We start from the raw sequence: 26282 nt of genomic DNA on the forward strand, positions 1-26282 counted from the left end.
CATATGGGAAATGCCTTTAAATTACTATTTGAAACAATTGAAGAACGAAAGGAAAATCCACTTCCTGAATCATATACAAATTACTTGTTTTCAAAAGGAGAAGATAAAATTTTAAAGAAAATTGGTGAGGAATGTTCTGAAGTAATCATCGCATCTAAAAATAATGACAAAGAAGAGTTAGTGAAAGAAATGGTTGATGTATTGTATCACTGCTTCGTTTTATTAGCTGAAAAAAATATATCATTAGAAGATATCATGAAGGAAGTGATAGAAAGAAATGGAAAGCTTTCGAAAGTAGGGGACAGAAGAGAAATAGATACTTTATAAGGGGGAAATGTAGATGAAGGTGGATTATCACATTCATTTAGAAGAAGGGCCATATTCAATAGGGTGGCTAGCTAAAATAAATGAAGCACTACAACATTATGAACCGCTTAAAGAAGAAAAACATTCTATGGAATGGCTTGTGAAAACACAAGAACGCCTGCAAAGACGTGTAAAGGAAGGGCCATTTACAACGAAATGGATTGATTTATATTTAGAAGAAGCTTTGCGAAAAGGTATAAAAGAAGTTGGTATTGTCGATCATTTATACCGTTTTTATGAAGCAAAAGAATACTATGAAAGATATGTCGATATTAGTGATTCTAAGCTTGGACGTTTGCAGAAGGAATGGTTAGACCAAGTAAGGGTAGCGTCACTACATGATTTTACAAAAGCAATTGAAGAAGCGAAAGAACGATGGAGTAAAAGAGGGGTTACGCTTAAACTTGGAATTGAAGCGGATTATTTTATTGGTGGTGAACAAGAATTACAATCTTTACTGGCATTAGGAGACTTTGATTATGTAATTGGATCTGTTCATTTTTTAAATGGATGGGGATTTGATAATCCAGATACGCAAGAATATTTTGAGGAACATGAATTATGTGCTTTATATGATACGTTTTTCAAAACTGTAGAGAGTGCGGTTCGCTCTGAGTTATTTGATATTATAGCTCATCTTGATAACATAAAAGTATTTAATTATCGGTTAGATGAGAATGAACAACTTTCTTATTATAAGAAAATTGCGTGTGCATTAGTAGAAACAAATACGGCAACGGAAATAAATGCAGGATTGTACTATCGCTATCCTGTGCGAGAAATGTGCCCGAGTCCGCTGTATTTACAAGTATTAGCTAAGCATGGTGTTCCGATTACTCTCTCCTCGGATGCTCATTATCCGAATGATTTAGGGAAATATGTGGAAGAGAATATAAATACATTACGTAATCATGATATTTCTCACTTAGCTACATTTACGAAAAGAGTAAGAACGATGAGATTACTGGAAGAAGTAGTAACAATTTCAAAATGAACTACGATTTTTTGATGAAAACCCTCCTTTTTGTTCAAAATAAGAAAGAATAAAAAGGAGGGAAAGAAATGGCGAAACAACAAAATAAACAAAATGTACAAGGTGCACAGCAACAAGCGTATACTTCTGAAACAACGAATACTGCTCAGTCAGTTATTGAGGAGCAAATTAGCGATACAGTTGCAGAAGGAACGATTGATGTGAAGCTCGGAAAAGCATCGCAGGAAAAAGCGTAAGAAGAGGGGAGAGTTACATCTCCTCTTTTTTCATGGAAAAGTGTCGATTTTCAAAACTATAATCAAATTCCTTGGTTTTTATATGTGGATTTCTTACAATGAAATATAAGAGATATCTTATTTTCTATAGAAGAGGTGTTAGTAGTGGCAAAAATATTAGTAGCAGGGGAAATTCCAGCAATCGGATTAGAATTATTAAAAGATCATGATGTAGAAATGTATGATAAAGAGGCGCTAATTTCTTTAGATGAATTAACAGAGCGTGTAAAAGATAAAGATGCATTATTAAGCCTACTTTCTACAAAGGTGACAAAAGAAGTGATTGATGCGGCACCTAATTTGAAGATTGTTGCAAACTACGGTGCTGGTTACGATAATATTGATTACTCGTATGCCGGAGGAAAAGGGATTGCGGTAACGAATACACCGAAAGTATCAACTGAAGCGACAGCAGAATTAACATTTGCACTTCTTTTAGCAGCTGCACGTAGAATTCCTGAAGGTGATACGCTATGTCGTACAACTGGATTTAACGGATGGGCTCCATTATTTTTCTTAGGCCGCGAAGTACATGGTAAAACAATTGGAATTATTGGCCTTGGAGAAATCGGAAAGGCAGTTGCAAAGCGTGCGAAAGCGTTCGGAATGAATGTTTTATATACAGGACCAAATCGAAAACCTACAGCTGAAAGTGAACTGGAAGCAACATATGTAACATTGGAAGAATTGTTACAAACAGCAGACTTTATTACAATTAACTGTGCGTATAATCCGAAATTGCATCATATGATTGATGAAAAGCAGTTTAAAATGATGAAGAAAACAGCGTACATTGTAAATGCCTCACGTGGACCAATTATGAATGAAGCGGCACTTGCTCAAGCATTAAAAACGAATGAAATTGAAGGGGCAGCTCTTGACGTGTTTGAATTTGAACCGAAAATTACAGAAGAGCTAAAAGAATTAAAAAATGTAGTACTTGCTCCTCACGTAGGAAATGCAACATTTGAAACGCGCGATGCGATGGCTGAAATGGCAGTAAGAAATATTTTAGCCGTATTAAACGGTGAAGAGCCTGTAACACCTGTAAATCAAAAAGTATTGGTTACAAAATAAAAAGAAACCTTCCGGAATCGGAAGGTTTTTTTATTTTTCTTTATTTGCTCTTTTAGATGGTCTTTGTCTAAGAAATTGAGATAGCATATACAAAATATATAGTGGAATAGCAATGAATAAGAAAACAGAAAAATTACCGAACCCTGTTTGGTACATTGTAATAATGATTCCAACTAAAAATAGTGTAATAATGATGCTATATCGTGGAATTGGTACATCTTTTAAACTTGGGATACGAATGCGGCTTACCATTAAAAATGCGAACGTTACAAATACTGTAATAAGAACGATTTTTGGAATGGTATGTGAAAATAATGTTAAGAAAGCAACAAGCCCACCCGCTGCTGTAATCGGTACCCCAGTGAAATATTTCATTGAAGTAGAAGATGGTGTTACATTAAATCGTGCTAAACGATATGCCCCGAAAAGAGGGAATAATCCCGCTATGTATAGACCGATGATTCCGTAGTTGGAGAAAGATGTGTAATACATTAAAACAGCAGGTGCTGCACCAAATGTTACGACATCTGCAAGTGAGTCGAGCTCTTTTCCCATTTGTGAATCAACACGTAATAAACGAGCAACACGCCCATCAAGACTATCTAACATCATCCCGATAAGTACTAAAATAGCAGCTGATTTATAATATCCTAAAGATGCATAGCCGATTGACAAGAATCCACTATATAAATTTCCGAGCGTAAATAAGTTTGGAATAGCTGCTCTATACAAAATCTGATCCCTTGCTTTCTGTAATAAATTCTTAATTAGTGTATGAAAGTTTACTTATTTTATCATACCATAAATTTCTTCCTCATACGAAAGAAATTCCCAATTTGTGAAAGATTTCATAGAAGAATAATTTGAAAAATAAGTAAAAAAAGAAGCAACTTTTATAAAGTTGCTTCTTGTATTATTCAAATCTCGTTGTCATCGTTCCGGTTTTATACCGATTGTTAGGATCGAAACGTAATAAATCTCCATAAATGAGTTTGTCGGAGAGTTTCAATTCAGTTTTTGCTTTTTCAATATTTGGTTGACATAATGAAATGTCCGTCTTTTCACCTGTATCTCGTTTATAGCACATGTTTTTTGTATAAACATAATCTTTTGAAACGAAGCTACCATCACGCATTACCATAAGTGGGTCTTCTTCTTTAATAAATAAGTCAGTTCCAAATTCAACTGATTGATTTGTTTTAATACCAAGTAAATGAAGTAGCGTTGGTTTAATATCAATTTGACCAGATACTTTAGAAATGACTTTTCCTTCTTGACCAGGTACATGAATAATGAGAGGGACGCGTTGTAATTGCATAGAATCAAACGGTGTAATAGCGTCTTTCCCAAGGAATTGAGCCATAGCTGCGTTATGATTTTCAGAAATACCGTAATGGTCTCCATAAATGATAATAACTGAATTATCATACAGCCCATCTTCTTTTAATTGTTTAATAAACAGTTTAAGAGCTTCATCCGTGTAACGAACAGTTGGGAAGTAACGGTTTACAACACCACTTTCTGAATTAAACTCATCAACATATTGATCTTCTGGATTTAGAAGAAATGGAAAATGGTTTGTTAAAGTAATGAATTTTGTATAGAACGGTTGTGGTAAAGATTTTAGTTGTGGAATAGATTGTTCAAAGAACTCTTTATCTTTTAACCCCCAACCGACAGACATTTGTTCTGTGCCTACGTAATCATTTAAATTAAAGTAACGATCATATCCAAGTGCAGGATACATTACATCACGATTCCAAAACGTTTTATCGTTTGAATGGAAGACAGCAGAAGAATATCCGTATTTCTTTAATTGTTCTGGTGTAGCGGTATATTCATTTGTTGCATGAGTAAAGAATACAGAACCGCGGTCTAACGGATAAAGTGAATTTTCAACGATAAATTCAGCATCAGAAGTTTTACCTTGTCCTGTTTGATGATAGAAGTTATCGAAATAAAAACTATCTTTAATAAATTCATTTAAAAATGGAGTAATTTCTTTTCCATTTATTTTTTTATTAATAACAAAACTTTGTGTAGATTCCATTGAAATCAAAATTACATTTTTACCTTTGGCAGCTCCAAATAAGTTCTTATCAACTTGTTTATCTTTTGAGTCTGTATAGTTTTTAATTTCGGAGAACCCGTCCCCACTTGCAAATACACGTTCAGCTGAAGATTTCGATTGAAGTGTAATATCGAATAGATGATATGTGTATAAACCTAAATTTTTCACGACAGTTTGACGGTCAAATGAGCGTGAGAACATTTGTGGTTTATAAATAACGGAAACAACAATCTGTAGTGCTAATAGAGCTGTTACACCGCTAAAGAAAGTTCGCTTCTCAGAGCGAGAAAGCGGCGTCTTGTCGCAAAATGCCGGGAATTTACGCGAAAGAAACATTAAAATAATCGCATCTGCAAATAAAAGTAATGTTTTATACGTAAAGAGTTCTTTTATACTTGTCCCTAAATCAGCCATGTTATTTGTTTGGAATAATACTGGGAATGTAACGAAATCGTTATAAAACCCATAGAACATTGCATTTCCGAATAAAATGAATGATAGTATAAAACTGATTCCAATTATAATGCGGTTTCGGTGCTTAGATGCAAATAAAGCAAAACCGAAAAATAAAAGTAACGCAGCCAGTGGATTAATAAAAAGCATAAACTCTTCAAAGAAATTATCAATTTTAATATCAAATGCTAGCTTGTACACAATATATGTTTTTATCCATAATAAAACGACTGCAACGAGTGCAAATCGCAGTTTTGGAAACAGACGTTGTAGCATAATATACTCCTCTCCTAAAAAGCATGACAGTTCTTGTGAGCCGGTTTGAGTGGCGCCTCATTTTATATATACGAACAGTCCTTTGTTATTATGTTTATTATACTATGAGTATCATTATACGAAAATAAAAGAGAGTTGTGGGCTTTTTTATAATAATTGAGTAGAAAAAGGGCAGTAGGAGACAATAAAACGGAGTTTCTATGTATGATAATTATCGTGCGTAGAAAGAATCGTGTAACAATACGGAGGTTATAATGCGAAAATTATTATATTGTATAGTATGCAGTAGTGTTATACTTTTTGCTTCACCGAGTGTGTCGGTAGCCCAATATGATGCACCTCTTATGGAAGATGCCCTTTATTCTGTTTTATTTCCGAAAATAAATAAAGCAATTGAAAAACAATATGGGAGCTTGAAGCCGTATCAATGTCCAAAAATTATTAGTTTAAAAAAAGTGTATAGCGATACATATTTATTTCAAGCGGCTATTGAAGTAACGAAGTATGAACGAGTCGCTGGGAAAATTGCTCCACCATTTGAGAAGGTAACGATTACATTTAATAACGACGAAGGCGAATGGGAAGTGACAAAGATTTTAGTAAAGCGCTTACCGAATGATACGAAACTAGACTGTAAAAAAACAATATAAAAAATTGTTTGACAAATAAAATGGTCCTTTGGTATTGTTAATAGCAACAATTAGATGTTTGAAAATTAAATAGACTTACCTCATCTACTCTCAAAGGTAGAGGCCGCGATAGGAAAGAGTAAGCTATGGGAGATTTAATGGAATCTGTGATCATAGGTTGAAAGGGACTATTGCCGAAATATAAGAATAACCATCTTATTCATATATTGGGACTGCATTGAATAAATGTAGTACTGTCATAAGATTTATTTTATGGAGAGCTATTTGGAGATGTTGATGCGGTTTCTTATTTTGAGGAGATAACAACTCGTTTATTTTTTCAATATATATTTTTCCTAATAAGAAACGCGTGTGAACATTGTTCCGCGCGTTTTTTGTCTATCTAAAAGCGTGCTGCAATGAATAGAAGATTGGGGTTATGAGTTTTAGAGGAAATAAGGGAGGAATTCAAATGTATTTACACGGCACAAGCCGAATCAATGGGCAAGGACACTTAGAAATTGGAGGGTGCGATACGACGCAGCTAGCAAAACAATACGGAACACCGCTTTATGTATACGATGAAGAGTCAATTCGAGGAAAGTGCCGCGCGTTTCATCGTGCTTTTAAAGAAAGTGGGTTCTCTTATCAAGTAGCATATGCAAGCAAGGCGTTCTTGTGCATGGAGATGTGCCGAGTAGCTCGTGAAGAGAATATGTCATTAGACGTTGTTTCTGGAGGGGAATTATATACTGCGCTTCAAGCAGGATTTCCGGCATCGCGTATTCATTTTCACGGCAATAATAAAACAGAAGAAGAGATCGTGATGGCTCTTCAGGCGAATATTGGTTGTTTTGTCGTAGATAATTTCTTGGAATTAGAAATTTTGCATGATTTAGCAGTGCAACACGGGAAATTTGTGAACATATTAATCCGTGTAACGCCTGGAGTAGAGGCACACACACATGAATATATTACAACAGGTCAAGATGATTCGAAATTTGGATTTGGCGTTTCAAATGGTCAAGCGATGCAAGCCATTGAACTTGCTTTACAAAAATCAAATTATAATGTGTTAGGAATTCATTCACATATCGGATCGCAAATATTTGAAACGGCTGGATTTGTTCGAGCGATTGAAGTTCTTCATCAATTTTTAGAAGAAGTGAGAGAGCGAACGAACTATGTAGTAAAAGTGTTAAATGTGGGCGGAGGATTCGGAATACGCTACACAGAGTCAGATACACCATTAACTCTTGAGACATATGTGCGAGCTGTAACAAGTGCAGTGAGAGAACAATTTACAGTATATAATTATCCATTGCCAGAAATATGGGTTGAGCCAGGCCGTAGTATTGTAGGCGATGCTGGAACGACAATTTATACAGTCGGATCTGTGAAAGACATTCCTGGTATTCGGAAATATGTATCAGTGGATGGTGGGATGACTGATAATTTAAGACCAGCTTTATATAACGCTCGTTATGAAGCTATGTTAGCAAATCGAGGGAATGATGAGAATGAGGAAATCGTTTCGATTGCTGGGAAGTGCTGTGAGAGTGGAGATATGTTGATTTGGGACATTACTCTACCGAAAGTTGCTTCTGCCGATTTATTAGCAGTTTCTTGTACGGGAGCATATGGGTATTCAATGGCAAATAATTATAACCGTATTCGAAGACCAGCCGTCGTCTTTGCAAAAGGTGGAACATCGCAAATTGTTGTAGAGCGCGAAACATATGAAAATATTATTGGGAACGATCGCATACGTATTAAAGAACTTGTTTAAATGGGGAAAAGGAGTTGTTCGGATGGGCAATTCCTTTTTTATAAAATAAAATAATTAAAATATATCGGAAAACTAGGATTGAAAAAAATCAGAATTGTGATAAAATACAAATACAAAGCTTATCAAGAGAAGCGGAGGGAACTGGCCCGACGAAGCTCGGCAACCTGCTTATAGAAAGCAAGGTGCTAAATCCAGCAAAATGGAATCCATTTTGAAAGATAAGGTAAAATATATTACCGAACAGTCTTTTCGAAATGGGAAAGATTTTTTTTATGAATAAAAAGGGGGGCTGTTCGCGTGAGTGTACGGGAACATTATGAGGAAGTATCTGAAAAAATTCAAGCGATGCTTGCTGATATGAAATATGGTTCAATTACAATTGTTGTGCAAGATGGAAAAGTCATTCAATTAGAAAAAAGTGAAAAAGTACGTTTAAAGTAAAAAAGCGCTGACTAGAAAAACTAGAGGCGGTTTTAACCTATTTTATTAGGTTAAAACCGTCTTTTTGCTTTTACAGGGGGAAAAAACATGTTGACGTATGAAACGTGGGAAGAAAATGCTGTTTCATTTTCAGAAGAAGATGAAACGAAAGGCGCGCTGTCAGTATTAAGTTGGGCTTATAAAGAGTATAAAGATGAAATTGTATACGCATGTAGCTTTGGAGTGGAAAGTATGGTATTACTGCATCTTATAAACCAAGTAAATCCATCTGCTAAAGTTGTATTTTTGGATACAAACGTACATTTTCAAGAAACGTATGAATTAATTCAAAAAGTGCGGGAACGATTTCCTTCATTGAATATTATAGAAAAACAGCCAAAACTTACACTTGATGAACAAGCAAAATTGCATGGTGATAGGCTGTGGGAAAACAATCCCAATCTTTGTTGTAAGATTAGAAAAGTTTTACCTTTAGAAGAATCATTGGCAAATGAAAAAGCGTGGATATCAGGATTGAGAAGGGAACAATCAGAAAACCGTAAGCATACAAGGTTTATAAATCACGATCATCGCTTTCAATCTATTAAAGTTTGTCCGCTCATTCATTGGACGTGGAAAGAGGTATGGCGATATGTATACAAACATAGCTTGCCGTATAACCCATTGCATGATATTGGATATCCAAGTATTGGGTGTGAGAAGTGTACGCTGCCTGTAGGAGAGGGTGGCGATTCGAGAGATGGTAGATGGGCTGGGAAAGTGAAAACAGAATGTGGCCTTCATTACCAATAAGATGAATTTGAAAATAAAGCTAAGAGAGGGTATAGAAAATGAGTACAGTAAACGAATTAATAAATCGAATAGACGAGACATACGACGTATCACAAATTGAAAAAGAAATTCAACTAGATAACATTGCTTTAAGTGATTTAGAGCTATTAGCGACAGGGGGATATAGCCCGCTTACTGGTTTTTTAGGAAAGAAAGATTATGATTCGGTTGTAGAAACGCTTCGTTTAGCAAATGGGAGCGTTTGGAGTATACCAATTACATTACCAGTCACAGAAGAAGTTGCAGAGACTCTAAAAGCTGGAGAGGAAGTAAAACTTGTTAACGGTGGAAATGTATATGGTGTTATTCAAATAGAAGATGTTTTTGTGCCTGATAAGGAAAAAGAAGCGTTATTAGTGTATAAAACGACGGATGAGGCTCATCCTGGAGTGAAAAAATTATACGAAAGACCTAACGTTTACGTTGGAGGAACTATTATTCTTACAAAACGTTTTGAAAATAATCCGTTTCCTTCTTATCATTTAGATCCAATTGAAACGAGGGAAGAATTTAAAAAACGTGGTTGGAAAACGATAGTCGGATTCCAAACGAGAAATCCGGTACATCGTGCCCATGAATATATTCAAAAATCTGCTCTTGAAATTGTAGATGGCCTCTTTTTAAATCCGCTCGTTGGAGAAACGAAGTCGGACGATATTCCTGCTGATGTAAGAATGGAAAGCTACGAAGTATTACTTCAAAACTATTATCCGAAAGATCGTGTCTTTTTAAGTGTATTTCCTGCAGCAATGCGTTACGCAGGACCGAGGGAAGCGATATTTCATGCATTAGTCAGAAAGAATTTTGGATGCACTCACTTTATTGTAGGACGTGATCATGCAGGGGTAGGAGATTATTACGGTACTTATGAAGCGCAAGAAATTTTTACAAACTTTACAGTGGAAGAGTTAGGGATTACACCGTTATTTTTTGAACATAGTTTTTACTGTGCGAAATGTGAAGCGATGGCTTCGACGAAAACATGCCCGCACGGGAAAGAGGATCATGTTATTTTATCGGGTACGAAAGTAAGAGAACTATTAAGAAACGGTGAAGTTCCGCCAAGTACATTTAGTCGTAAAGAAGTAGTGGAAGTACTAATTAAAGGTTTGAAAAAAGAAGTAGTAACAGAATAGGGAGAGAATGAGATGGACACGAATATTACTTGGCATACAGCTTCTGTTTCAAAAGATGAGAGAAGAGTGAAGAATGGGCATCATAGTTTTGTGATTTGGTTTACTGGTTTATCAGCTTCGGGTAAATCTACAGTAGCGAACGCGGTTGCTCGTAAACTATTTGAAAAGAATATTGGAAACTATGTACTTGATGGAGATAATATACGCCACGGTTTAAATAAAGACTTAGGTTTTTCTGAAAGTGATCGTATGGAAAATATAAGACGGATTGGCGAAGTGGCGAAGCTATTTGTAGATCAAGGTACTGTTGTTCTTACAGCGTTTATTTCACCGTTTCGAGTAGACCGAAAACAAGTAAGAGATCTATTAGCTGCCGATGAGTTTATAGAAGTATTTGTAAAATGTCCAATTGAAGAGTGTGAGAAACGTGATCCGAAAGGGCTTTATAAAAAAGCAAGAAAAGGTGATATTAAAGAGTTTACAGGTATCGATTCACCGTATGAGGAACCAGAGAAAGCGGAATTAATCGTAGAAACGCACAAGTATTCTATTGAAGAATGTGCAGAACAAATCGTGAAGTACTTACAAGAGCGTAGTTTTACCCCGCTATTTACCGGGCAGTAAAACTCCCATCTCAAAATTTGGCTAGGGCAAAGAAGTTAGGTGGGAGATGAACTGCCCGTAAATGCCCGATTGATTCAACTAATAATCAGTGGAGGATGAACACTCCCCACTGATTAAAGTTTCACTTTATATAGGGGGATAAAAAATGAGTTATGAAAAAGTATGGGCTAACAATGAAAAATTAAATCAAACTGAGAAAAATAAATTAAAAAAAGATGGATTGGAAATCTTTAATGATATTCCTTACTATGCAGAGAATGGCTTCGAATCTATTCCGAAAGAAGAATGGGACGCATTCAAATGGGCAGGGTTGTATTTACAAAGACCGAAAGAAGCTGGTTATTTTATGATGCGTGTAAATATTCCTTCAGGGGTTATTACGAATGCACAGGCAGAAGTGCTTGCTTCTATCGCTGAGGATTATGGGCGCGACGTAATAGATATTACGACAAGACAAGCGATTCAGTTTCATTGGTTGGAAATTGGGCACATTCCAGATATTTTTAAAAGGTTAGCAAGAGTTGGGTTATCTTCAGCTGGGGCGTGTGGTGATATAACGCGTAATATTACAGGGAATCCACTTGCTGGCATTGATGCAAATGAACTGTTTGATACAACTGGTATTGTGAAAGAGGTATATGACTATTTCCAACATAATGAAGAGTTTTCTAACTTACCACGTAAATTTAAAATGTCTATTAGTTCTAACATTTATAACTCAGCTAACGCAGAGATTAACTGTGTTGCATTTACACCTGCTACGAAAGAAATAGATGGTGTGAAAAAAGTTGGTTTTCATATAAAAGTAGGCGGTGGATTATCAGCTCGTCCGTATTTAGCTGATGAATTAGATGTATTCGTTTTACCAGAAGAAGTGAAGGCAGTAGCGATTGGGATTGCTACGATATTCCGTGATTTTGGATACCGTGAAAAACGTCATTTAGCTCGTTTGAAATTTCTTGTTGCAGACTGGGGAGCAGAGAAGTTTAAAGAGAAACTAATAGAGTATACAGGACCATTGCAAAGTAAAGGAGAAAGTGCAGTCAAAGGCTGGAATGCAGGATACTTTTATGGTGTTCAAAATCAAAAACAAGAGGGATTAAAATATGTAGGTTTTAATGTGCCGGTAGGACGCCTACATGCAGAAGAAATGTTTGAAATTGCAAGAATTGCTAAACAGTATGGGAATGGACAAATTCGTACATGTAATTCGCAAAACTTCATTATTCCGAATGTTCTGCCAGAGAATGTAACTGGTTTGCTAAATGAACCGTTGTTTGAAGCAATATCAGCAAGTCCAAAATCGTTTATTGGTCATGCGGTTTCTTGTACTGGTATTGAATATTGTAATCTTGCTTTAGTAGAAACGAAAGAAAGATTGCGAAAAATTGCCGAATACTTAGATACACAAATTGCACTCGATGTTCCGGTTCGTATTCATATGGTAGGATGCCCGAATTCGTGTGGTCAACGTCAAATCGCTGACATAGGATTGCAAGGTGTGAAAATGAAAACGAAGGAAAAAGGAATCGTTGAAGCATTTGAAATATATGTAGGTGGAACGTTGTTAGATGGCGGTGCTTATAATCAAAAGTTAAAAGGAAAAATAGATGGCGAGGATCTACCTGATGTACTCGCATCATTTATAAGTTATTTCAAAGAAAATAAATTACCGGCTGAAACATTTTATGATTTTGTGGGCCGTGTGGGTGTAGAGACATTACAAATAGCGTTAAATAACGTGTTAGAAGAAGTAATAGCGTCTTAGGAGGGACAATATGGATTTATATCGATTTGAAGCTGTATTAGTAAATAGTATTGTGCCAATTGTTGTTGTTGCTGAAAGTGAAGAACATGCATTTAAGATGGCGGAGATTGAACTTGAAAAACATTTTTTACCGTTACCAGAGGTAAAGGAGATTGCTTTATTTGAAAAAAAGAAAATTCGAAAAAGCGCAGCCTTTGTTATTCACGAGTAAGGAACATTGAAATATGAAGAAATGAAAACTTCCATTCATATATAAGGATGGAAGTTTCACTTTAATAGTAGAAATGAGGAGAGATGATGGGAAAAGTATATATCGTTGGAGCAGGCCCTGGTGATCCAGATTTAATTACTGTAAAAGGATTGAAGTGTATTGAGAAGGCAGATGTTATTTTATACGACCGTCTCGTGAATAAAGAGTTGCTATCATACGCAAAGCCTGAAGCGGATTTGATTTATTGCGGGAAACTCCCGAATTATCACACGATGAAGCAAGAGACAATTAATACGTTTCTTATTAAATATGCGAAAAAAGGAAAAGTTGTAACGAGGCTTAAGGGCGGTGATCCATTTATATTTGGTAGAGGAGGAGAAGAGGCGGAAGCGCTAGCAAAGCAAGGTGTACCATTTGAAGTTGTCCCAGGTATTTCAGCTGGAATAGCTGCACCTGCATATGCTGGTATTCCGGTGACGCATCGTGATGCAAGTGCGAGTTTTGCTATTGTGACAGGGCATAGGAAAGAAGATGCTGAAGAGGAAGTGAAGTGGGAAAATTTAGCGAAAGGTGTAGAGACTTTAGCTGTATATATGGGGGTTAGCAATTTACCCTACATATGTGAACAACTGATGAAGCATGGAAAAGATAAAAGGACGCCTGCTGCTATTATTGAGCGTGGAACCACATCTATGCAGCGCACAGTTGTAGGGACATTAGGAACAATTGTAGATGTTGCGAAAAAAGAACAAATTCAAAATCCGAGCATGATTGTAATTGGAGAAGTCGTCCGTTTTAGAGAAAAAATCCATTGGTTTGAGAAACAGACAGAAAGTACGTATCAAGTAAGTGGAGTGTTATAAAATGAAAGCCGTCTTATATATATGTCATGGAAGTCGCTTGAAAGCAGCTAAAGAAGAAGCGGTTGCATTTATTACGTCATGCATGAACCGTGTAGAGGCAAGTATTCAAGAAGTTTGTTTTTTAGAGTTAGCGAGTCCAACTATTGATGAAGGATTCCGTACATGTGTGAAGCGTGGTGCTACAGAGGTTATTGTTATTCCAGTTTTTTTATTAGCGGCAGGTCATGTGAAAACAGATATCCCGTTTGAATTGGAGAAGTTAACTAATCAATTTTCGAATGTTAAAGTGACCTATGGTAACCCGTTTGGTGTATCAGAAACACTTGTTAAATCGGTGTATAGCGGAAGTGGCATTGAACAGGAAGATAAGAATGAAGTGACGTTACTTCTCGTTGCAAGAGGGAGTAGTGATCCTGAAGTATTAAGAGATATAAACTGGATCGCTTCTTTATTTCAAAAGGAAGAGAAGATTAAAAAAGTAGAAGTTTGTTATTTAGCGGCTGCAGAGCCAAAATTTGAGGAGAAGTTAAAGGAAGTTGTAGAACGAAAAGAAAAGAACATCGTTGTGCTGCCTTACTTATTATTTACAGGTTTACTTATGAAACATATTGAAAAAGAAGTGCGCCAATATGAGTTGGATGAGATAAAAATAAGTCCGTATTTAGGAAAGAATGGAGCGTTTCAGTACATGTTAATTCAGAAAACGAAGAAATTATTGAAGGGAGATCAATATGTATCCACTTACAGTGCGAGTTGAGAAGAAACGTGTTGTTGTCATTGGTGGAGGGAAAGTCGCGGGATTTAAAATTATTCCTTTACTAAAACAAGGTGCAGATATAGTTGTGATAAGTCCTGAATTGGATGCGAATTTAGTGAAACTTGTAGAAGAAAAGAAAATTCGTTGGTATCAAAGGGAGTATGAAAAAAGTGATATTAAAGACGCCTTTTTAGTTGTTGCAGCGAGTAGTGATGCTGTATTAAATGAACAAATTGCTGAAGATAGCGCAGAGAATCAATTAGTAAATGTTATTACGAACCCGGAAAGTGGTAATGTTCATTTTCCGGCAGCGATTCATCGTGGGTTACTGAATGTGGCTGTTTCTACCGGAGGGGCAAGTCCGAAACTTGCAAAAAAAATTCGTGATGATATCGCAAATAAATATGATGAGGCGTATGAAGCGTATCTTGATTTTTTATACGAAGTTAGAGTAAAAGTGAAAGCATTACAAATAGAGAAAAGGCAGAAAAATATATTGTTGCAAGAGGTATTAAAGTCGATATATGTTCAAAATGAACAAAAAAGAGAATTGTTTTTACAAGAATTAGAGAGAACAGTTCATATAGGATAATGAATAAATTGTACTTTACAACTATAAAAATATAATTTATAATCACAAGTAACTTCAATAGATGAAATCGATGAGCAAGAAGAGTATGTATATTTGATACGTTCAGAGAGCTGGGGTAAGGTGTGAGCCCGGTACGATAAAATATACAGAATGGGCTTGCGAGAGGTATGTTGAACATTGTAGTAGGCAACCCGGGTTCCGCCGTTAAAAGGATAGAGTATCGGAGTTTTTCCTGTACTTGAACAAGTGGGATTTATCAATCCAATTGAGGTGGTACCACGGTATTAACATTACATATATCGTCCTCTACATGCATATTTGCGTGTAGGGGACTTTTTTTATTTTCTAAAGGAGGTGTGCGAGTATGAAATGAAAGTGTATAATTAACAAAAGTTTAAATATTCAGAAAAGGAGAAATTATGATGAAAGAAACACAGCAATGGACTTCGAAAATAGGCTTTGTACTCGCAGCAGCCGGAGCCGCAGTAGGTCTTGGTGCAATATGGAAATTTCCGTATGTTGCAGGTAATGGCGGGGGAGGCGCATTCTTCCTTGTATTTTTACTATTAACTTTATTTATAGGTATGCCGCTTCTTTTAGCTGAATTTGTTATTGGACGTAGTACGCAAAAAGAGGCAGTTACAGCTTATAAAGTACTCGTACCAAATAGTAAATTGTATCCTTGGATTGGTCGTATGGGAGTTGTAACTTGTTTTAGTGTACTCTCTTTCTATAGTGTTGTAGGTGGATGGATTTTACTGTACTTATACTATAGTGTTACAGGAAGCTTCTGGAATGGTGTTGTTGATTATGGGAAATTGTTTGGTGAAACGATTTCAAATCCAGCAAGTGCGATTGGAGCGCAATTTCTCTTTATGCTTTGCACTATTTTTGTTGTAAGTAAAGGTGTAGAAAAAGGGATAGAAAAAGCAAGTAAGTATATGATGCCGTTATTATTTATTTTATTTATTGCGATCATTGTTCGTGCATTAACACTTGATGGTGCTTTTGCAGGAGTAGAGTTCTTCTTGAAACCAGATTTTTCAAAGCTTACAGCAGATACGATTTTATATGCGATGGGACAATCTTTCTTCTCGCTAACAGTAGGGGCCTCGGTAATGGTAACGTATAGTTCGTATTTGAAGAAAGAAGAACATTTAGCTAAATCAGCAACATCTATTGTAAGTTTAACTGTTTTTATTACAGTACTTGCAGGATTAGCAATTTTCCCAGCGATTTTCGCATTAGGCGTTAAGCCGACTGAAGGACCGGGATTACTGTTTATCGTCCTTCCAGCAGTATTTGCGAAAATACCATTTGGACAATTTTTCTTCATTATGTTTTTAGTTTTATTCTTCTTTGCAACGTTAACATCTGCGATTTCTATGCTTGAAATTGTAGTAGCATCTGTTGCGAAAGATAATGAGAAAAAGCGTCCGTCAGCATCATTATTAATCGGTATTCTTATTTTTGCAGTTGGAATCCCGTCAGCATTATCGTTTGGCGTTATGAGTGACGTGAAAATATTTGGGAAAACATTCTTTGACTTAGTCGATTTCTCAGTAAGTAACGTATTGCTGCCGCTAGGAGTACTAGCTATTTCGTTATTTGTACCAAATAAAATGAGTAAAGAAATGTTAATGAAAGAATTAGAAGTTACGGAAACGAAAGGGAAAACATTATTTAATATTTGGTTCTTCTTGCTTCGTTATGTTATTCCAGTAACTGTAATTATTGTGTTTTTAAATGCGATAGGCGTATTTATTATGCTGTAGGTGTATTTAATAAGCGATTATATGCTTTATAAGCTGTGATGACTACGAGGAATGATCCGATTAAAAATAATGCTGAATCGCCAAATGTAAATAGCCGGCCAATGTAAGTTTCTCTATCTTCTTCTATTTTTTTGCTGTAATTGTGTATTCATATGATTCACCCTGTAGAATATAGGCATTTAGTTGTAGTCTATGTGGAATGCCTATAGTGTGTGAAGTGTAAATAAAAAACTCGGTATGCACCGAGTTTTTTTCTATAATCCGATATAAGGAGATGGATCAACTGCGTTTGTCTTGCCGACATTCCATTCTCCAAGGTGAAGTTCGAAGTGTAAATGCTGTCCGTATGATTGACCAGTGTTCCCCATAAATCCAAGTTGAGTTCCTTGTTTTACAGTTTGTCCATTTGATACAGAACGGCTACTCATATGAGCATATACTGTTGTGTATGTTTTTCCGTTAATACGGTGAGATAAGTACACAACATTTCCATAACTAGATGATAATTCTGAGCGAATAACAACGCCATCAGCAGCGGCAATAATCGGAACGGTTCCTGAAGCTGCGATATCGATTCCTTTATGGTTATCTATAGAACGCACGCCAAACCCAGAAGTTTTTGATCCAGCTGCTGGCTTAATAAAGCCGCCAATATTTGTATCGTGTGGTGTTGGAGCTGCTTGAGCTGCTTGAGCTTTTTGAGCAGATGTAGTAGCTTGTTTACGAGCTTCTTCTGCCTTGCGGGCTTCCTCAGCTTTACGAGCCTCTTCGGCACGTTTTTCCTCTTCAATTGCTTTTTGAACAGCTTGACGCTGATTTTCTAAAATACCTTTAGATTCTTCTAATCCTTCAATCTCTGAATCTACTTTTGCTACTTTCGTATGTAGATCGTTAATAAAGGTTTGCTGCTGTTGCTGATTCGTTTGCAACTCTTGTTGTTTTTGAGCTAATTTCTGTTCAGCTTCTTTTAGTTGTTGCTCTTTTTTCTCAACAGCCTCTTTTTCTTTCGTCACAGCATTTTGGTCAGTTGTTTGTTTTTTCACAATATCGGTATCGTTGTTTAAAATTAAACTTACAGAGTACATATTATCAACAAGATCAGCAATGTTTGTAGAAGTTGTTAATACCTCTGTAATGATATTTGTACGAGGTTTTTCTTGCATAGATTGCAAACGTTGCTTAATAACTTCCTGACGTGTATCTATGTTTGTTTGTAATTGCTCTATATGTTTCTTTTTTTCAGCGATTACTTGTTGTGTTTTATCAATTTCTTTTTTTGTATCGTTTAATTCAGCCTCGTTTTTATTAATAGAAGTAGTTAAATCGTCGATTTTCTTTTGTAATTCTTGAATTTCCTTTTCTATTTGTTCTCTCTCGGCTGATTTATTTTGTAAGTCATTTTGTTTTCCTTCTAATTCAGATTGAATATTAGATAATTTATCTTGATTCGTTTCAGCGTATGCGGGTGAAAGTAACGGAGAAACAAAAATTGTTCCTGCTGCTAAAACGCTGAACGCTGCAAATTTCTTTTTCATGGTTGTCTGGCTCCTTTCCCTATGAATGTTATATATCATAAGAAGAAGAGTGTCTATCGTTGTAACCATAATGTAAAGAAAATTTTATAAAATTGCTAAGTTTTGTCGGAATTTATCATCTTTCAACGATAAATTTCATGTTAGGTGCATTTTTGAAATTTGTGTAAGAAGGATGTATTTTTAAGTTATTTTGTAAAATAAAGGGAAAAATAGATTTGTTTTATATAGTGAAATATTAGATGGAAACCCAATAAAACACTAGTAAGGGATCGTTCTCATGTGAGGTTTTCTGACATGGGTTTTGTTTTTGTCAAGAAAATTATTTGCATTCGAGCAAAGTTATTTTGTTGTCAGATTTTAAATTTTGATTTATGATTTTTAACAGGGACAAAATGTAGTGAATTGTCGAATAATATGTAATACTCTTAATTTCAAGTTTTATAGAGATAGAATGAGAGATAGAGTGAAACATCGAAGAGGGGGTTACAACAAGTATGAAAAGAATAGGACTTGCATGGCAAATATTAATTGGTCTTGCGCTAGGTATTGCAGTTGGGGCGATTTTCTTTGGCAATCCGGCAGTGGTGAGCTATTTACAACCAATTGGTGATATTTTCATCCGATTAATTAAAATGATCGTTGTACCGATTGTTGTAGCAAGTATTGTTGTTGGGGTAGCTGGTGTTGGTGATGTTAAAAAATTAGGCCGACTAGGCGGTAAAACAATTATTTACTTTGAAATTATTACAACACTTGCAATTATTGTCGGTTTATTAATTGCTAATATTTTCCAACCAGGAAAAGGCGTAAATATGGAGCAGTTAACAAAGACAGACATTTCGAAATATACACATACGACAGAGCAAGTACAAAGTCATTCATTTGCAGATACATTTGTAAATATTGTTCCAACGAACATTATGAAGTCATTAGCTGACGGAGATATGCTTGCTATTATCTTCTTCTCTGTACTATTTGGTTTAGGTGTAGCGGCAATTGGTGAAAGAGGAAGACCGGTTCTTCAATTTTTCCAAGGTGTAGCTGATGCAATGTTTTACGTAACGAACCAAGTTATGAAATTTGCGCCATTTGGTGTATTCGCATTAATTGGTGTTACAGTTTCTACATTTGGTTTAGCTTCATTAATTCCGTTAGGGAAATTACTAATTGTAGTATACGGAGCAATGATTTTCTTCGTAGTAGTTGTCTTAGGACTTACAGCGAAAATATTTGGAATTAATATTTTCCAATTCTTTAAAATTTTAAAAGACGAACTGATCTTAGCGTATTCAACAGCAAGTTCAGAAACAGTTTTACCGAAAATCATGGAGAAAATGGAAAAGTTCGGTTGTCCGAAAGCAATTACATCTTTTGTTATTCCGACAGGTTATTCATTTAACTTAGATGGATCAACTTTATATCAAGCAATTGCAGCTATTTTCTTAGCACAAATGTACGGTATTGATTTATCTATTTCTCAACAAATTACATTATTACTTGTATTAATGGTTACATCAAAAGGTATCGCGGGTGTACCGGGCGTATCATTCGTTGTATTATTAGCGACACTTGGTACAGTAGGTATTCCAGCTGAAGGTTTAGCCTTCATCGCCGGTATTGACCGTATTTTAGATATGGCTCGTACAGCAGTTAACGTTGTAGGTAACTCTTTAGCAGCTGTAGTTATGTCTAAGTGGGAAGGTCAGTATGATGCTGAAAAAGGACAAGCTTATTTAGAGGAAATTTCTAATAAGCAAGCAGCTTAATTATAATTTGAAAAAGCTCTCACATAATATGTGAGGGCTTTTCTATATAGAAGGAGAGCGGACGTAATGAAACGTAAATATGGTGACGGTTCTTCCTGGAAGCGACTAATAGAGAAAGATTATACGGTTAAGAACATAGAAGAGGGAATACTAGGAATACTGGAAATAAAAAAGGTGAGAGAACCTAGTTGTAAAGAATATGATGGTAAAGAACTTTGTATTGCAGGGGATCAGTATATGTGGATTCAATATTTCATAGACGGGAAAAACTTTGCGATTACAGCTATGTTAGATGATCAAAAAAAATTAATACAATATTACATTGATGTGACGAAAAAATATGAAATAGATGACCGTGGTTTACCGTATTTTGATGATTTATATTTAGATGTAGTGTTATTGCCGAACGGTAAGATGTATATATTGGATGAAGACGAGTTAGAGGATGCTTATAAATGTGGTGATGTTACAAAAGGAGAGTATGAGTTAGCTTGGTACACTACGAAGTGGATAATAGCGGCAATAAAAAATAATGAATTTTATTGGATTTCAATATTGGATGAAGAAATCAAAAAGTTAAAATGATTGTGGTATTCAAATTTTTGTATAATTACCAAAAAAATCTATACAAAAAATAATTGACTTTTGTTTTGTAAGCGAGTAAAGTTAGGGAAGAAATTATTATTAAAAAATAAATATGAAACCTTCTTATAAAGAGAGGCGGAGGGACTGGCCCTACGATGCCTCGGCAGCGGACTCGATTTCAGAGTGCTGTGCCAAATCCAGCAAGCATATGCTTGAAAGATGAGAAGAGTGTTTCTTATAGATGTATAAGACCTCTTCTCGTTGGAAGAGGTCTTTTGTTATTCAGTAGAAAAAAGGTTGAAACTAGGGAGAGATGGTACTTTGAAAGAAACGAGAGGAAATGGTTTGGCATTATTACCACTTGGGATATTTTTGGCGCTATTTATTGGTTCTGGAATTATTACAGGTGATTTCTATAAATTGCCGATACTTGTAGCAATATCAATTGCTGTAGGAGTCGCTTTAGCAATGAATCGTAAAGAAAGCTTTAATATCAAAGTAGAACGATTTGCTAAAGGTGCAGGGAACCCAGATATTATGATTATGGTTTTAATCTTTGTACTTGCAGGAGCATTTTCTGAAACGGCAAAAGGGATGGGCGGCGTTGATTCTACAGTTAACTTAGCGTTATCAATTTTACCGCAAGGATTTATCGTAGCTGGAATTTTTATTATAGGGGCATTTATTTCATTAGCGATGGGAACTTCAATGGGAACAATTGCCGCATTAGCACCAATTGCTGTAGGTATTAGTGGTCAAACTGATATCTCAATTGCACTTACGATGGCTACTGTTGTTGGTGGAGCGATGTTTGGTGATAATTTATCATTTATTTCAGATACAACAATCGCAGCTGTACGTTCACAAGGAACAGAAATGAAAGATAAGTTTAAAACGAACTTTTTAATTGTATTACCAGCAGCCATTATTACAATTGTACTATTAGTAATCATTACTTTAGGAAGCGATACGCAGATTAAAGCGCATAGCTTTGACTGGATAAAGATTTTACCGTATGCAGGAGTACTTATTACAGCGCTACTTGGTTGGAATGTACTTATCGTGTTAACTGGTGGAACTGTACTATCTGGGGTTATCGGTCTTTTAGATGGAAGTTATACGTTAGAGAGTTTCTTTAAAAGTGTAACGACTGGAATGGGCGGTATGATGGAGTTAGTATTACTTGCTATTTTAATTGGCGGTATGGTCGAATTGATTCAATATAATGGTGGCATTCAATATTTAATGAATATTTTAACGCGTAACATTCGTTCAAAAAAAGGAGCAGAGTTCGGTATCGCTGGTTTAGTAGGTATGACGAATATGTGTACAGCGAATAATACAATTTCTATTATCTTTACAGGTCCGCTTGCGAAAAACATTGCAGATCAATATGAAATTGATCCTCGTAAATCAGCGAGTGTATTAGACCTTTTCTCATGTTGTGTGCAAGGATTAATTCCGTATGGTGCGCAAATGTTAACGGCAGCAGGATTTGCAGCGTTATCTCCGATTGAATTGTTACCATATGCATTTTATCCAATCTTAGTTGGAGTATGTGGGATCATTTCTATATTAATTGGTTTCCCGAGGTTTTCTAAAGTGGCGGGAAAGAAAGAGTATCATAAAACAGCATAATGAAAAATGAAGTTTATGAATAGTAACGAAAGCCGTACAGAGAATGTTCTCTGTACGGCTTTTTATGTGCGATAAAAGAGTGAATCAACCTATCTTACCGTATGTTTTTACAAAAGGCTGAATGCAACTCGGTCTTAAGTCTGAGTCGAAAACGGTTCTTAAGCTCGTTATGGAAAAAAGAAAAAATAGTTAAGATAAGAGTATCAAATCGAAGGGAGGCAAGCACAAGATGAAACAATTTCTAGCGTTTATCGCGGCCGGTATTTTGGCTTTAATTGCTCTTGGTAGTCTTGCTGGTATTGTAGGATTCGCAATCGGAGCAGGAGTTGTGTACTGGAGCTATAAATCATTTGTGCGAGCACAATCATTTTTTGGAAAGTTAGCTTGGGGTATTGTAGGTTTAATCGGTTTATCTATTGCACTTTCGCACTCCCCAGCATTAATCGGTATCGCAGCATTAGTAGCTTTATACTACGGATACCGTGAGTGGAAAAAAGAAAAAAATGTAGTTGTTGATTCTGCTTCAGAAAGTTCTAAACCATATAGCAACTTTGAAGATGAGTGGAACAAGTTAATGAAAAACTAATATTAAAATAAATCAAATTTATAAAGTAGAAGAGAGGAAGATTATAATGAAACAATCTTTATTCGGACGTGTACGCGATGCAATTTTAGCAGATTTTCATAATGTGTTAGATGAGAAAGAAAGAAAAAATCCAATTGCTATGTTAAATCAATATTTACGCGATAGTGAGCGTGAAATAACAAAAATTGAGAAGTTAATTCAGCGTCATAAAACATTAAAATCTAATTTTGCTCGTGAGCTTGAGCAAGCGCGTTATTTCGTTAATAAAAGATCAAAGCAGGCTATCATCGCTCAAGAAGCAGGCGAAATCCAATTGCACGAACGTGCGTTAGAAGAGGTAGCTTATTATGAAGGGCAAGTAACTCGATTAGAAGAAATGTATGCAGGTGTTGTAGAGCAAATCGATGAGTTAGAGCGTCGTCTTTCTGAGATGAAAAATAAATTAAAAGAAATGCACGCAAAGCGTATGGAACTAATGGCACGTGAAAATATGGCACATGCAAATCGTCGTATGAATACTGCTATGCATAAAATGGATGAAAATAATCCGTTCTTACGATTTGAAGAAATTGAAGATCACATTCGTGACTTAGAAACTCGTATGAATGAAGAGCATGAACGTGACACATTTGATATGAAAATTGCAAAGCTTGAGCGTGAAATGAAAGAAAAGAATGATGTATCGTTAACGAAAGAGTTAACAAAATAATAGTAGTATATTATAAAACAGGCTTATGATATAGTGATAGGAGAAAAGGTGTTGGAAAGCAATGCCTTTTCTTCTATGTATATGTGACAAGAAGGGGGGAGCTGAAATGAAGAAGCATTTTTCAAAAACACAATTAATGGGGATGCTCCTCATCATATTTGGATTCGGTCTTTTTCTTGATATGATACTTGGACATTTTGAACCAGGTGGTCTCATTTTTGCATTTATTATGCTTATGTTTGGAAGGCATTATCGTAAAAAGAATCGTTATGTACGAGGAAATGTATTTTTATTTGTTGGTGGTATCGTATTTTTATTCTTCTTATTTTCATCAGCGGCATTTGTTCTTGTCGTATTTGCTTGTTTAGCTTTAATTGGTTATCAATTGATTCAACAAGGACATCAGCAAAAAGCAATGAAGGTTGAAATTAAAGAAAAAGGGATTATAGATGAAGAGAAGCAAATATATCGTACAGAACCATATGTAAAAAATATGTTTGTAGGTAATGTACGAATGATGGATCATATTTATGAACTTGAGGATATAAATGTTCAATATGGTGCTTGTGATGTGGAAATAGATTTAACAACTGCTATGATTCCAGAAGGGGAGACAGTAATTGTTATTCGAGGCATCGTTGGAAATATTCGTTTATATGTGCCATATGATATTGAACTGTCTTTAAATCACTCTGTTATTGTTGGACGTGTGCTCTTGCCAGGACATGAAGAGACAGGTTTTAATCGCAATGTTACATTTAGAACAGAGCAGTATAAAGAAGCTCCTCGTCGTATTAAAATTATTTCTTCGCTTGTCGTAGGCGATACGGAAGTGAGGAAAGTATAATGAAGAAACAAAAAAATATTTCGTGGATGTATATTCGTTATTCTATGTTGTCCTCTGTTAGTATCGCACTTATTTGTACAATTGTATATGTATGGAAAAGCGAACAACAAGTGTATGATTTATTATGGAAGGAATCCATCGCTTCTGTTCCAATTGGCTTGTTTATTATGACTACAAGTTTACTTATCGGGGGGATTGTAGGATATGCAATCGGTTACTATATAGAGCAGCGCATACAAGGATTAAATACTTTTCTATTTGAAGTAGAGCGAGGGAATTTTCCGAGCGATGTTTCGTTTACTGCAGATGATGAATTTCATGAAGTGGAACGAAAAGTAATCGTTCTGGCTCGTCGATTAGAGGAGCAAGCTGGACTCTTTCAAAAGGTAACGAATGAACGAGCTCATTGGAATGAAGAGATGAGACAAGAAGCGATTTCCCAAGAAAGGCATCGATTGGCGAGGGAGCTGCATGATTCTGTAAGTCAGCAGCTTTTTGCAATGTCGATGATGATGTCGGCTATTAATGAACAAGTAGCTGAATTTCCAGAAACGACGAAAAAGCAGTTGCAACTCGTTGAGAATATGGTTGTAAATGCACAGTCAGAAATGAGAGCGTTGCTTCTTCATTTACGCCCAGTGCAGTTAGAAGGTAAGAAATTAACAGAGGGTATAGAAGAATTATTAACAGAACTGTCTAGAAAGCAACATATGAAAATTGAATGGTTAATTGAACCAATTCAATTAAAAAAAGGTGTAGAAGATCACTTATTCCGTATTGTCCAAGAGGCGCTGTCTAATACATTACGGCATGCGAAGGCAAAGAAAACGGAAGTACGTTTACGCAAAATTGAACAATATGCAATATTGAAGATAATTGATGATGGTGTCGGTTTTAAAGTTGGAGTTAATAAGGCCGGTTCATATGGTTTAAGATCAATGCAAGAGCGAGTTCATGAAATTGGTGGTACATTAAAAGTGCTTAGTTTTCCAAATAAAGGTACACAAATTGAAGTGAAAGTACCGATTATGATTGAGAGAGGGGGAGAGTCATGATAAAAGTATTACTAGTAGATGATCATGAAATGGTTCGAATGGGTGTATCAGCATATTTATCAACGCAGCCAGATATTGAAGTAGTCGGAGAAGCTGAAAATGGAAGAAGAGGTTCAGAGTTAGCATTGCAATTAAGACCGGATATTATTTTGATGGACCTTGTAATGGATGAGATGGATGGGGTTGAAGCAACACGTGCTATTATTCAGGAATGGCCAGAAGCGAAAATTGTAGTTGTAACGAGCTTTTTAGATGATGAGAAATTGTATCCTGTTATTGAGGCCGGAGCGACAAGTTATTTATTAAAAACATCAAGAGCGAGTGATATAGCGGACGCTGTACGGGCTACTTATGATGGAGAAACAGTATTAGAGCCAAAAGTTACTGGTAAAATGATGTCTCGTATGCGTCAGAAGAAAGAACAACCTTTGCATGAGGAGTTAACAGAAAGAGAGTCTGAAATTTTGTTATTAATTGCAGAGGGGAAAAGTAATCAAGAGATTGCAGATGAATTGTTTATTGCCCTCAAAACAGTAAAGACGCATGTGAGTAATATATTAAATAAGCTAAATGTAAGTGACCGGACACAGGCGGTTATTTATGCGTTTAGACATCAATTGACGAAATGATAAA

The 26282-nt window shown here is 35.8% G+C and carries 27 protein-coding genes, 3 riboswitches and 1 other annotated feature; of the genes, 24 read left to right on the plus strand and 3 right to left on the minus strand.

What is annotated here, in order from left to right; translation table 11 throughout:
* Window positions 1-3: 3 nt before the first annotated feature.
* The 4 genes from hisE (at window position 4) to ACQVV1_RS12555 (ending at window position 2712) form a co-directional block, all read left to right on the plus strand.
* The gene (hisE, locus tag ACQVV1_RS12540) at window positions 4-327 is read left to right on the plus strand and encodes a phosphoribosyl-ATP diphosphatase (protein ID WP_242251127.1); all 324 of its coding nucleotides are present in this window, start codon (window positions 4-6) and stop codon (window positions 325-327) included.
* Between the two features lie 13 nt (window positions 328-340).
* The gene (locus tag ACQVV1_RS12545; protein ID WP_431168927.1) at window positions 341-1360 is read left to right on the plus strand and encodes a histidinol phosphate phosphatase domain-containing protein; all 1020 of its coding nucleotides are present in this window, start codon (window positions 341-343) and stop codon (window positions 1358-1360) included.
* 68 nt (window positions 1361-1428) lie between these two features.
* Window positions 1429-1596 (plus strand): YozQ family protein, encoded by a 168-nt coding sequence (locus ACQVV1_RS12550; RefSeq protein WP_212957325.1) that lies wholly within the window; start codon window positions 1429-1431, stop codon window positions 1594-1596.
* A gap of 144 nt (window positions 1597-1740) precedes the next feature.
* Window positions 1741-2712, plus strand: a complete 972-nt coding sequence (locus ACQVV1_RS12555) for an NAD(P)-dependent oxidoreductase (protein WP_431168928.1) — start codon at window positions 1741-1743, stop codon at window positions 2710-2712.
* A 30-nt stretch (window positions 2713-2742) separates the two neighbouring features.
* Here the strand turns inward: ACQVV1_RS12555 and pssA are convergent, their stop codons facing one another.
* Complete coding sequence (gene pssA / locus ACQVV1_RS12560; RefSeq protein ID WP_000285422.1) at window positions 2743-3444, minus strand: CDP-diacylglycerol--serine O-phosphatidyltransferase; 702 nt, start codon at window positions 3442-3444, stop codon at window positions 2743-2745.
* Between the two features lie 181 nt (window positions 3445-3625).
* Complete coding sequence (locus ACQVV1_RS12565; RefSeq protein ID WP_431168929.1) at window positions 3626-5512, minus strand: LTA synthase family protein; 1887 nt, start codon at window positions 5510-5512, stop codon at window positions 3626-3628.
* A gap of 254 nt (window positions 5513-5766) precedes the next feature.
* On the opposite strand from ACQVV1_RS12565, the gene ACQVV1_RS12570 reads away from it, so the two are divergent.
* The 12 genes from ACQVV1_RS12570 (at window position 5767) to ACQVV1_RS12625 (ending at window position 16928) form a co-directional block, all read left to right on the plus strand.
* Window positions 5767-6162, plus strand: a complete 396-nt coding sequence (locus ACQVV1_RS12570; protein ID WP_431168930.1) for a DUF3888 domain-containing protein — start codon at window positions 5767-5769, stop codon at window positions 6160-6162.
* An 89-nt stretch (window positions 6163-6251) separates the two neighbouring features.
* A riboswitch (Lysine riboswitch) is annotated at window positions 6252-6433 on the plus strand.
* A 180-nt stretch (window positions 6434-6613) separates the two neighbouring features.
* Complete coding sequence (gene lysA, locus ACQVV1_RS12575; protein ID WP_063224447.1) at window positions 6614-7930, plus strand: diaminopimelate decarboxylase; 1317 nt, start codon at window positions 6614-6616, stop codon at window positions 7928-7930.
* A gap of 116 nt (window positions 7931-8046) precedes the next feature.
* Window positions 8047-8155: riboswitch (SAM riboswitch) on the plus strand.
* A gap of 72 nt (window positions 8156-8227) precedes the next feature.
* A complete protein-coding gene (locus tag ACQVV1_RS12580; RefSeq protein WP_063224446.1) occupies window positions 8228-8371 on the plus strand; it encodes a YezD family protein in 144 nt (47 codons plus the stop codon).
* An 87-nt stretch (window positions 8372-8458) separates the two neighbouring features.
* Window positions 8459-9163: a phosphoadenylyl-sulfate reductase gene (locus ACQVV1_RS12585; protein WP_242251135.1), complete on the plus strand. Its 705-nt coding sequence runs from the start codon at window positions 8459-8461 to the stop codon at window positions 9161-9163.
* Between the two features lie 38 nt (window positions 9164-9201).
* Window positions 9202-10338, plus strand: coding sequence for a sulfate adenylyltransferase (gene sat / locus ACQVV1_RS12590; protein WP_242251136.1), 1137 nt, complete (start codon window positions 9202-9204; stop codon window positions 10336-10338).
* Between the two features lie 12 nt (window positions 10339-10350).
* On the plus strand, window positions 10351-10962 hold the full coding sequence (gene cysC / locus ACQVV1_RS12595; RefSeq protein WP_242251137.1) for an adenylyl-sulfate kinase: 612 nt from the start codon (window positions 10351-10353) through the stop codon (window positions 10960-10962).
* A 145-nt stretch (window positions 10963-11107) separates the two neighbouring features.
* Window positions 11108-12730, plus strand: a complete 1623-nt coding sequence (locus tag ACQVV1_RS12600) for a nitrite/sulfite reductase (RefSeq protein WP_242251139.1) — start codon at window positions 11108-11110, stop codon at window positions 12728-12730.
* 10 nt (window positions 12731-12740) lie between these two features.
* Window positions 12741-12941: a DUF3906 family protein gene (locus ACQVV1_RS12605; protein ID WP_242251140.1), complete on the plus strand. Its 201-nt coding sequence runs from the start codon at window positions 12741-12743 to the stop codon at window positions 12939-12941.
* A gap of 86 nt (window positions 12942-13027) precedes the next feature.
* Window positions 13028-13804, plus strand: coding sequence for a uroporphyrinogen-III C-methyltransferase (gene cobA / locus ACQVV1_RS12610; RefSeq protein ID WP_309259889.1), 777 nt, complete (start codon window positions 13028-13030; stop codon window positions 13802-13804).
* A gap of 1 nt (window position 13805) precedes the next feature.
* The gene (locus ACQVV1_RS12615) at window positions 13806-14561 is read left to right on the plus strand and encodes a sirohydrochlorin chelatase (protein ID WP_309259890.1); all 756 of its coding nucleotides are present in this window, start codon (window positions 13806-13808) and stop codon (window positions 14559-14561) included.
* Window positions 14536-15153: an NAD(P)-binding protein gene (locus tag ACQVV1_RS12620; RefSeq protein WP_431168931.1), complete on the plus strand. Its 618-nt coding sequence runs from the start codon at window positions 14536-14538 to the stop codon at window positions 15151-15153. The genes ACQVV1_RS12615 and ACQVV1_RS12620 overlap by 26 nt, the downstream gene beginning before the upstream one ends.
* Before the next feature lie 61 nt (window positions 15154-15214).
* Window positions 15215-15463 (plus strand) — a binding site (T-box leader).
* Window positions 15464-15575: 112 nt separating this feature from the next.
* Window positions 15576-16928, plus strand: coding sequence for a sodium-dependent transporter (locus ACQVV1_RS12625; protein WP_431168932.1), 1353 nt, complete (start codon window positions 15576-15578; stop codon window positions 16926-16928).
* A gap of 254 nt (window positions 16929-17182) precedes the next feature.
* Here the strand turns inward: ACQVV1_RS12625 and ACQVV1_RS12630 are convergent, their stop codons facing one another.
* The gene (locus ACQVV1_RS12630) at window positions 17183-18463 is read right to left on the minus strand and encodes a murein hydrolase activator EnvC family protein (protein WP_242251145.1); all 1281 of its coding nucleotides are present in this window, start codon (window positions 18461-18463) and stop codon (window positions 17183-17185) included.
* Between the two features lie 494 nt (window positions 18464-18957).
* Between ACQVV1_RS12630 and gltP the strand changes: the two genes are divergently transcribed.
* The 8 genes from gltP (at window position 18958) to ACQVV1_RS12670 (ending at window position 26278) form a co-directional block, all read left to right on the plus strand.
* On the plus strand, window positions 18958-20229 hold the full coding sequence (gltP, locus tag ACQVV1_RS12635) for a glutamate/aspartate:proton symporter GltP (RefSeq protein ID WP_242251147.1): 1272 nt from the start codon (window positions 18958-18960) through the stop codon (window positions 20227-20229).
* A 66-nt stretch (window positions 20230-20295) separates the two neighbouring features.
* Complete coding sequence (locus tag ACQVV1_RS12640) at window positions 20296-20814, plus strand: ribonuclease FAU-1 family protein (RefSeq protein WP_242251149.1); 519 nt, start codon at window positions 20296-20298, stop codon at window positions 20812-20814.
* A gap of 120 nt (window positions 20815-20934) precedes the next feature.
* A riboswitch (SAM riboswitch) is annotated at window positions 20935-21040 on the plus strand.
* 95 nt (window positions 21041-21135) lie between these two features.
* Window positions 21136-22452: a Na+/H+ antiporter NhaC family protein gene (locus ACQVV1_RS12645; protein WP_242251151.1), complete on the plus strand. Its 1317-nt coding sequence runs from the start codon at window positions 21136-21138 to the stop codon at window positions 22450-22452.
* 229 nt (window positions 22453-22681) lie between these two features.
* Window positions 22682-23038: a lmo0954 family membrane protein gene (locus tag ACQVV1_RS12650; RefSeq protein WP_431168933.1), complete on the plus strand. Its 357-nt coding sequence runs from the start codon at window positions 22682-22684 to the stop codon at window positions 23036-23038.
* Between the two features lie 46 nt (window positions 23039-23084).
* On the plus strand, window positions 23085-23747 hold the full coding sequence (locus ACQVV1_RS12655; protein WP_242251153.1) for a PspA/IM30 family protein: 663 nt from the start codon (window positions 23085-23087) through the stop codon (window positions 23745-23747).
* A 106-nt stretch (window positions 23748-23853) separates the two neighbouring features.
* On the plus strand, window positions 23854-24594 hold the full coding sequence (gene liaF / locus ACQVV1_RS12660) for a cell wall-active antibiotics response protein LiaF (RefSeq protein WP_060630129.1): 741 nt from the start codon (window positions 23854-23856) through the stop codon (window positions 24592-24594).
* Window positions 24594-25649, plus strand: a complete 1056-nt coding sequence (locus ACQVV1_RS12665) for a sensor histidine kinase (RefSeq protein WP_101165975.1) — start codon at window positions 24594-24596, stop codon at window positions 25647-25649. Before liaF ends, ACQVV1_RS12665 begins: the two co-directional genes overlap by 1 nt.
* On the plus strand, window positions 25646-26278 hold the full coding sequence (locus ACQVV1_RS12670) for a response regulator (RefSeq protein WP_074542367.1): 633 nt from the start codon (window positions 25646-25648) through the stop codon (window positions 26276-26278). Before ACQVV1_RS12665 ends, ACQVV1_RS12670 begins: the two co-directional genes overlap by 4 nt.
* The last annotated feature ends 4 nt before the right edge of the window (window positions 26279-26282 follow it).

This window comes from Bacillus basilensis (assembly GCF_050630465.1).
Classification (GTDB): domain Bacteria; phylum Bacillota; class Bacilli; order Bacillales; family Bacillaceae_G; genus Bacillus_A; species Bacillus_A basilensis.

Bases quoted from the DNA above. Each gene is read 5' to 3' on its own strand.
- hisE (WP_242251127.1), top strand. From the start codon at position 4: ATGGGAAATGCCTTTAAATTACTATTTGAAACAATTGAAGAACGAAAG.
- ACQVV1_RS12545 (WP_431168927.1), top strand. From the start codon at position 341: ATGAAGGTGGATTATCACATTCATTTAGAAGAAGGGCCATATTCAATA.
- ACQVV1_RS12550 (WP_212957325.1), top strand. From the start codon at position 1,429: ATGGCGAAACAACAAAATAAACAAAATGTACAAGGTGCACAGCAACAA.
- ACQVV1_RS12565 (WP_431168929.1), bottom strand. From the start codon at position 5,512: ATGCTACAACGTCTGTTTCCAAAACTGCGATTTGCACTCGTTGCAGTC.
- ACQVV1_RS12570 (WP_431168930.1), top strand. From the start codon at position 5,767: ATGCGAAAATTATTATATTGTATAGTATGCAGTAGTGTTATACTTTTT.
- lysA (WP_063224447.1), top strand. From the start codon at position 6,614: ATGTATTTACACGGCACAAGCCGAATCAATGGGCAAGGACACTTAGAA.
- ACQVV1_RS12585 (WP_242251135.1), top strand. From the start codon at position 8,459: ATGTTGACGTATGAAACGTGGGAAGAAAATGCTGTTTCATTTTCAGAA.
- sat (WP_242251136.1), top strand. From the start codon at position 9,202: ATGAGTACAGTAAACGAATTAATAAATCGAATAGACGAGACATACGAC.
- cysC (WP_242251137.1), top strand. From the start codon at position 10,351: ATGGACACGAATATTACTTGGCATACAGCTTCTGTTTCAAAAGATGAG.
- ACQVV1_RS12600 (WP_242251139.1), top strand. From the start codon at position 11,108: ATGAGTTATGAAAAAGTATGGGCTAACAATGAAAAATTAAATCAAACT.
- ACQVV1_RS12605 (WP_242251140.1), top strand. From the start codon at position 12,741: ATGGATTTATATCGATTTGAAGCTGTATTAGTAAATAGTATTGTGCCA.
- cobA (WP_309259889.1), top strand. From the start codon at position 13,028: ATGGGAAAAGTATATATCGTTGGAGCAGGCCCTGGTGATCCAGATTTA.
- ACQVV1_RS12615 (WP_309259890.1), top strand. From the start codon at position 13,806: ATGAAAGCCGTCTTATATATATGTCATGGAAGTCGCTTGAAAGCAGCT.
- ACQVV1_RS12620 (WP_431168931.1), top strand. From the start codon at position 14,536: ATGTATCCACTTACAGTGCGAGTTGAGAAGAAACGTGTTGTTGTCATT.
- ACQVV1_RS12625 (WP_431168932.1), top strand. From the start codon at position 15,576: ATGAAAGAAACACAGCAATGGACTTCGAAAATAGGCTTTGTACTCGCA.
- ACQVV1_RS12630 (WP_242251145.1), bottom strand. From the start codon at position 18,463: ATGAAAAAGAAATTTGCAGCGTTCAGCGTTTTAGCAGCAGGAACAATT.
- gltP (WP_242251147.1), top strand. From the start codon at position 18,958: ATGAAAAGAATAGGACTTGCATGGCAAATATTAATTGGTCTTGCGCTA.
- ACQVV1_RS12640 (WP_242251149.1), top strand. From the start codon at position 20,296: ATGAAACGTAAATATGGTGACGGTTCTTCCTGGAAGCGACTAATAGAG.
- ACQVV1_RS12650 (WP_431168933.1), top strand. From the start codon at position 22,682: ATGAAACAATTTCTAGCGTTTATCGCGGCCGGTATTTTGGCTTTAATT.
- ACQVV1_RS12655 (WP_242251153.1), top strand. From the start codon at position 23,085: ATGAAACAATCTTTATTCGGACGTGTACGCGATGCAATTTTAGCAGAT.
- liaF (WP_060630129.1), top strand. From the start codon at position 23,854: ATGAAGAAGCATTTTTCAAAAACACAATTAATGGGGATGCTCCTCATC.
- ACQVV1_RS12665 (WP_101165975.1), top strand. From the start codon at position 24,594: ATGAAGAAACAAAAAAATATTTCGTGGATGTATATTCGTTATTCTATG.
- ACQVV1_RS12670 (WP_074542367.1), top strand. From the start codon at position 25,646: ATGATAAAAGTATTACTAGTAGATGATCATGAAATGGTTCGAATGGGT.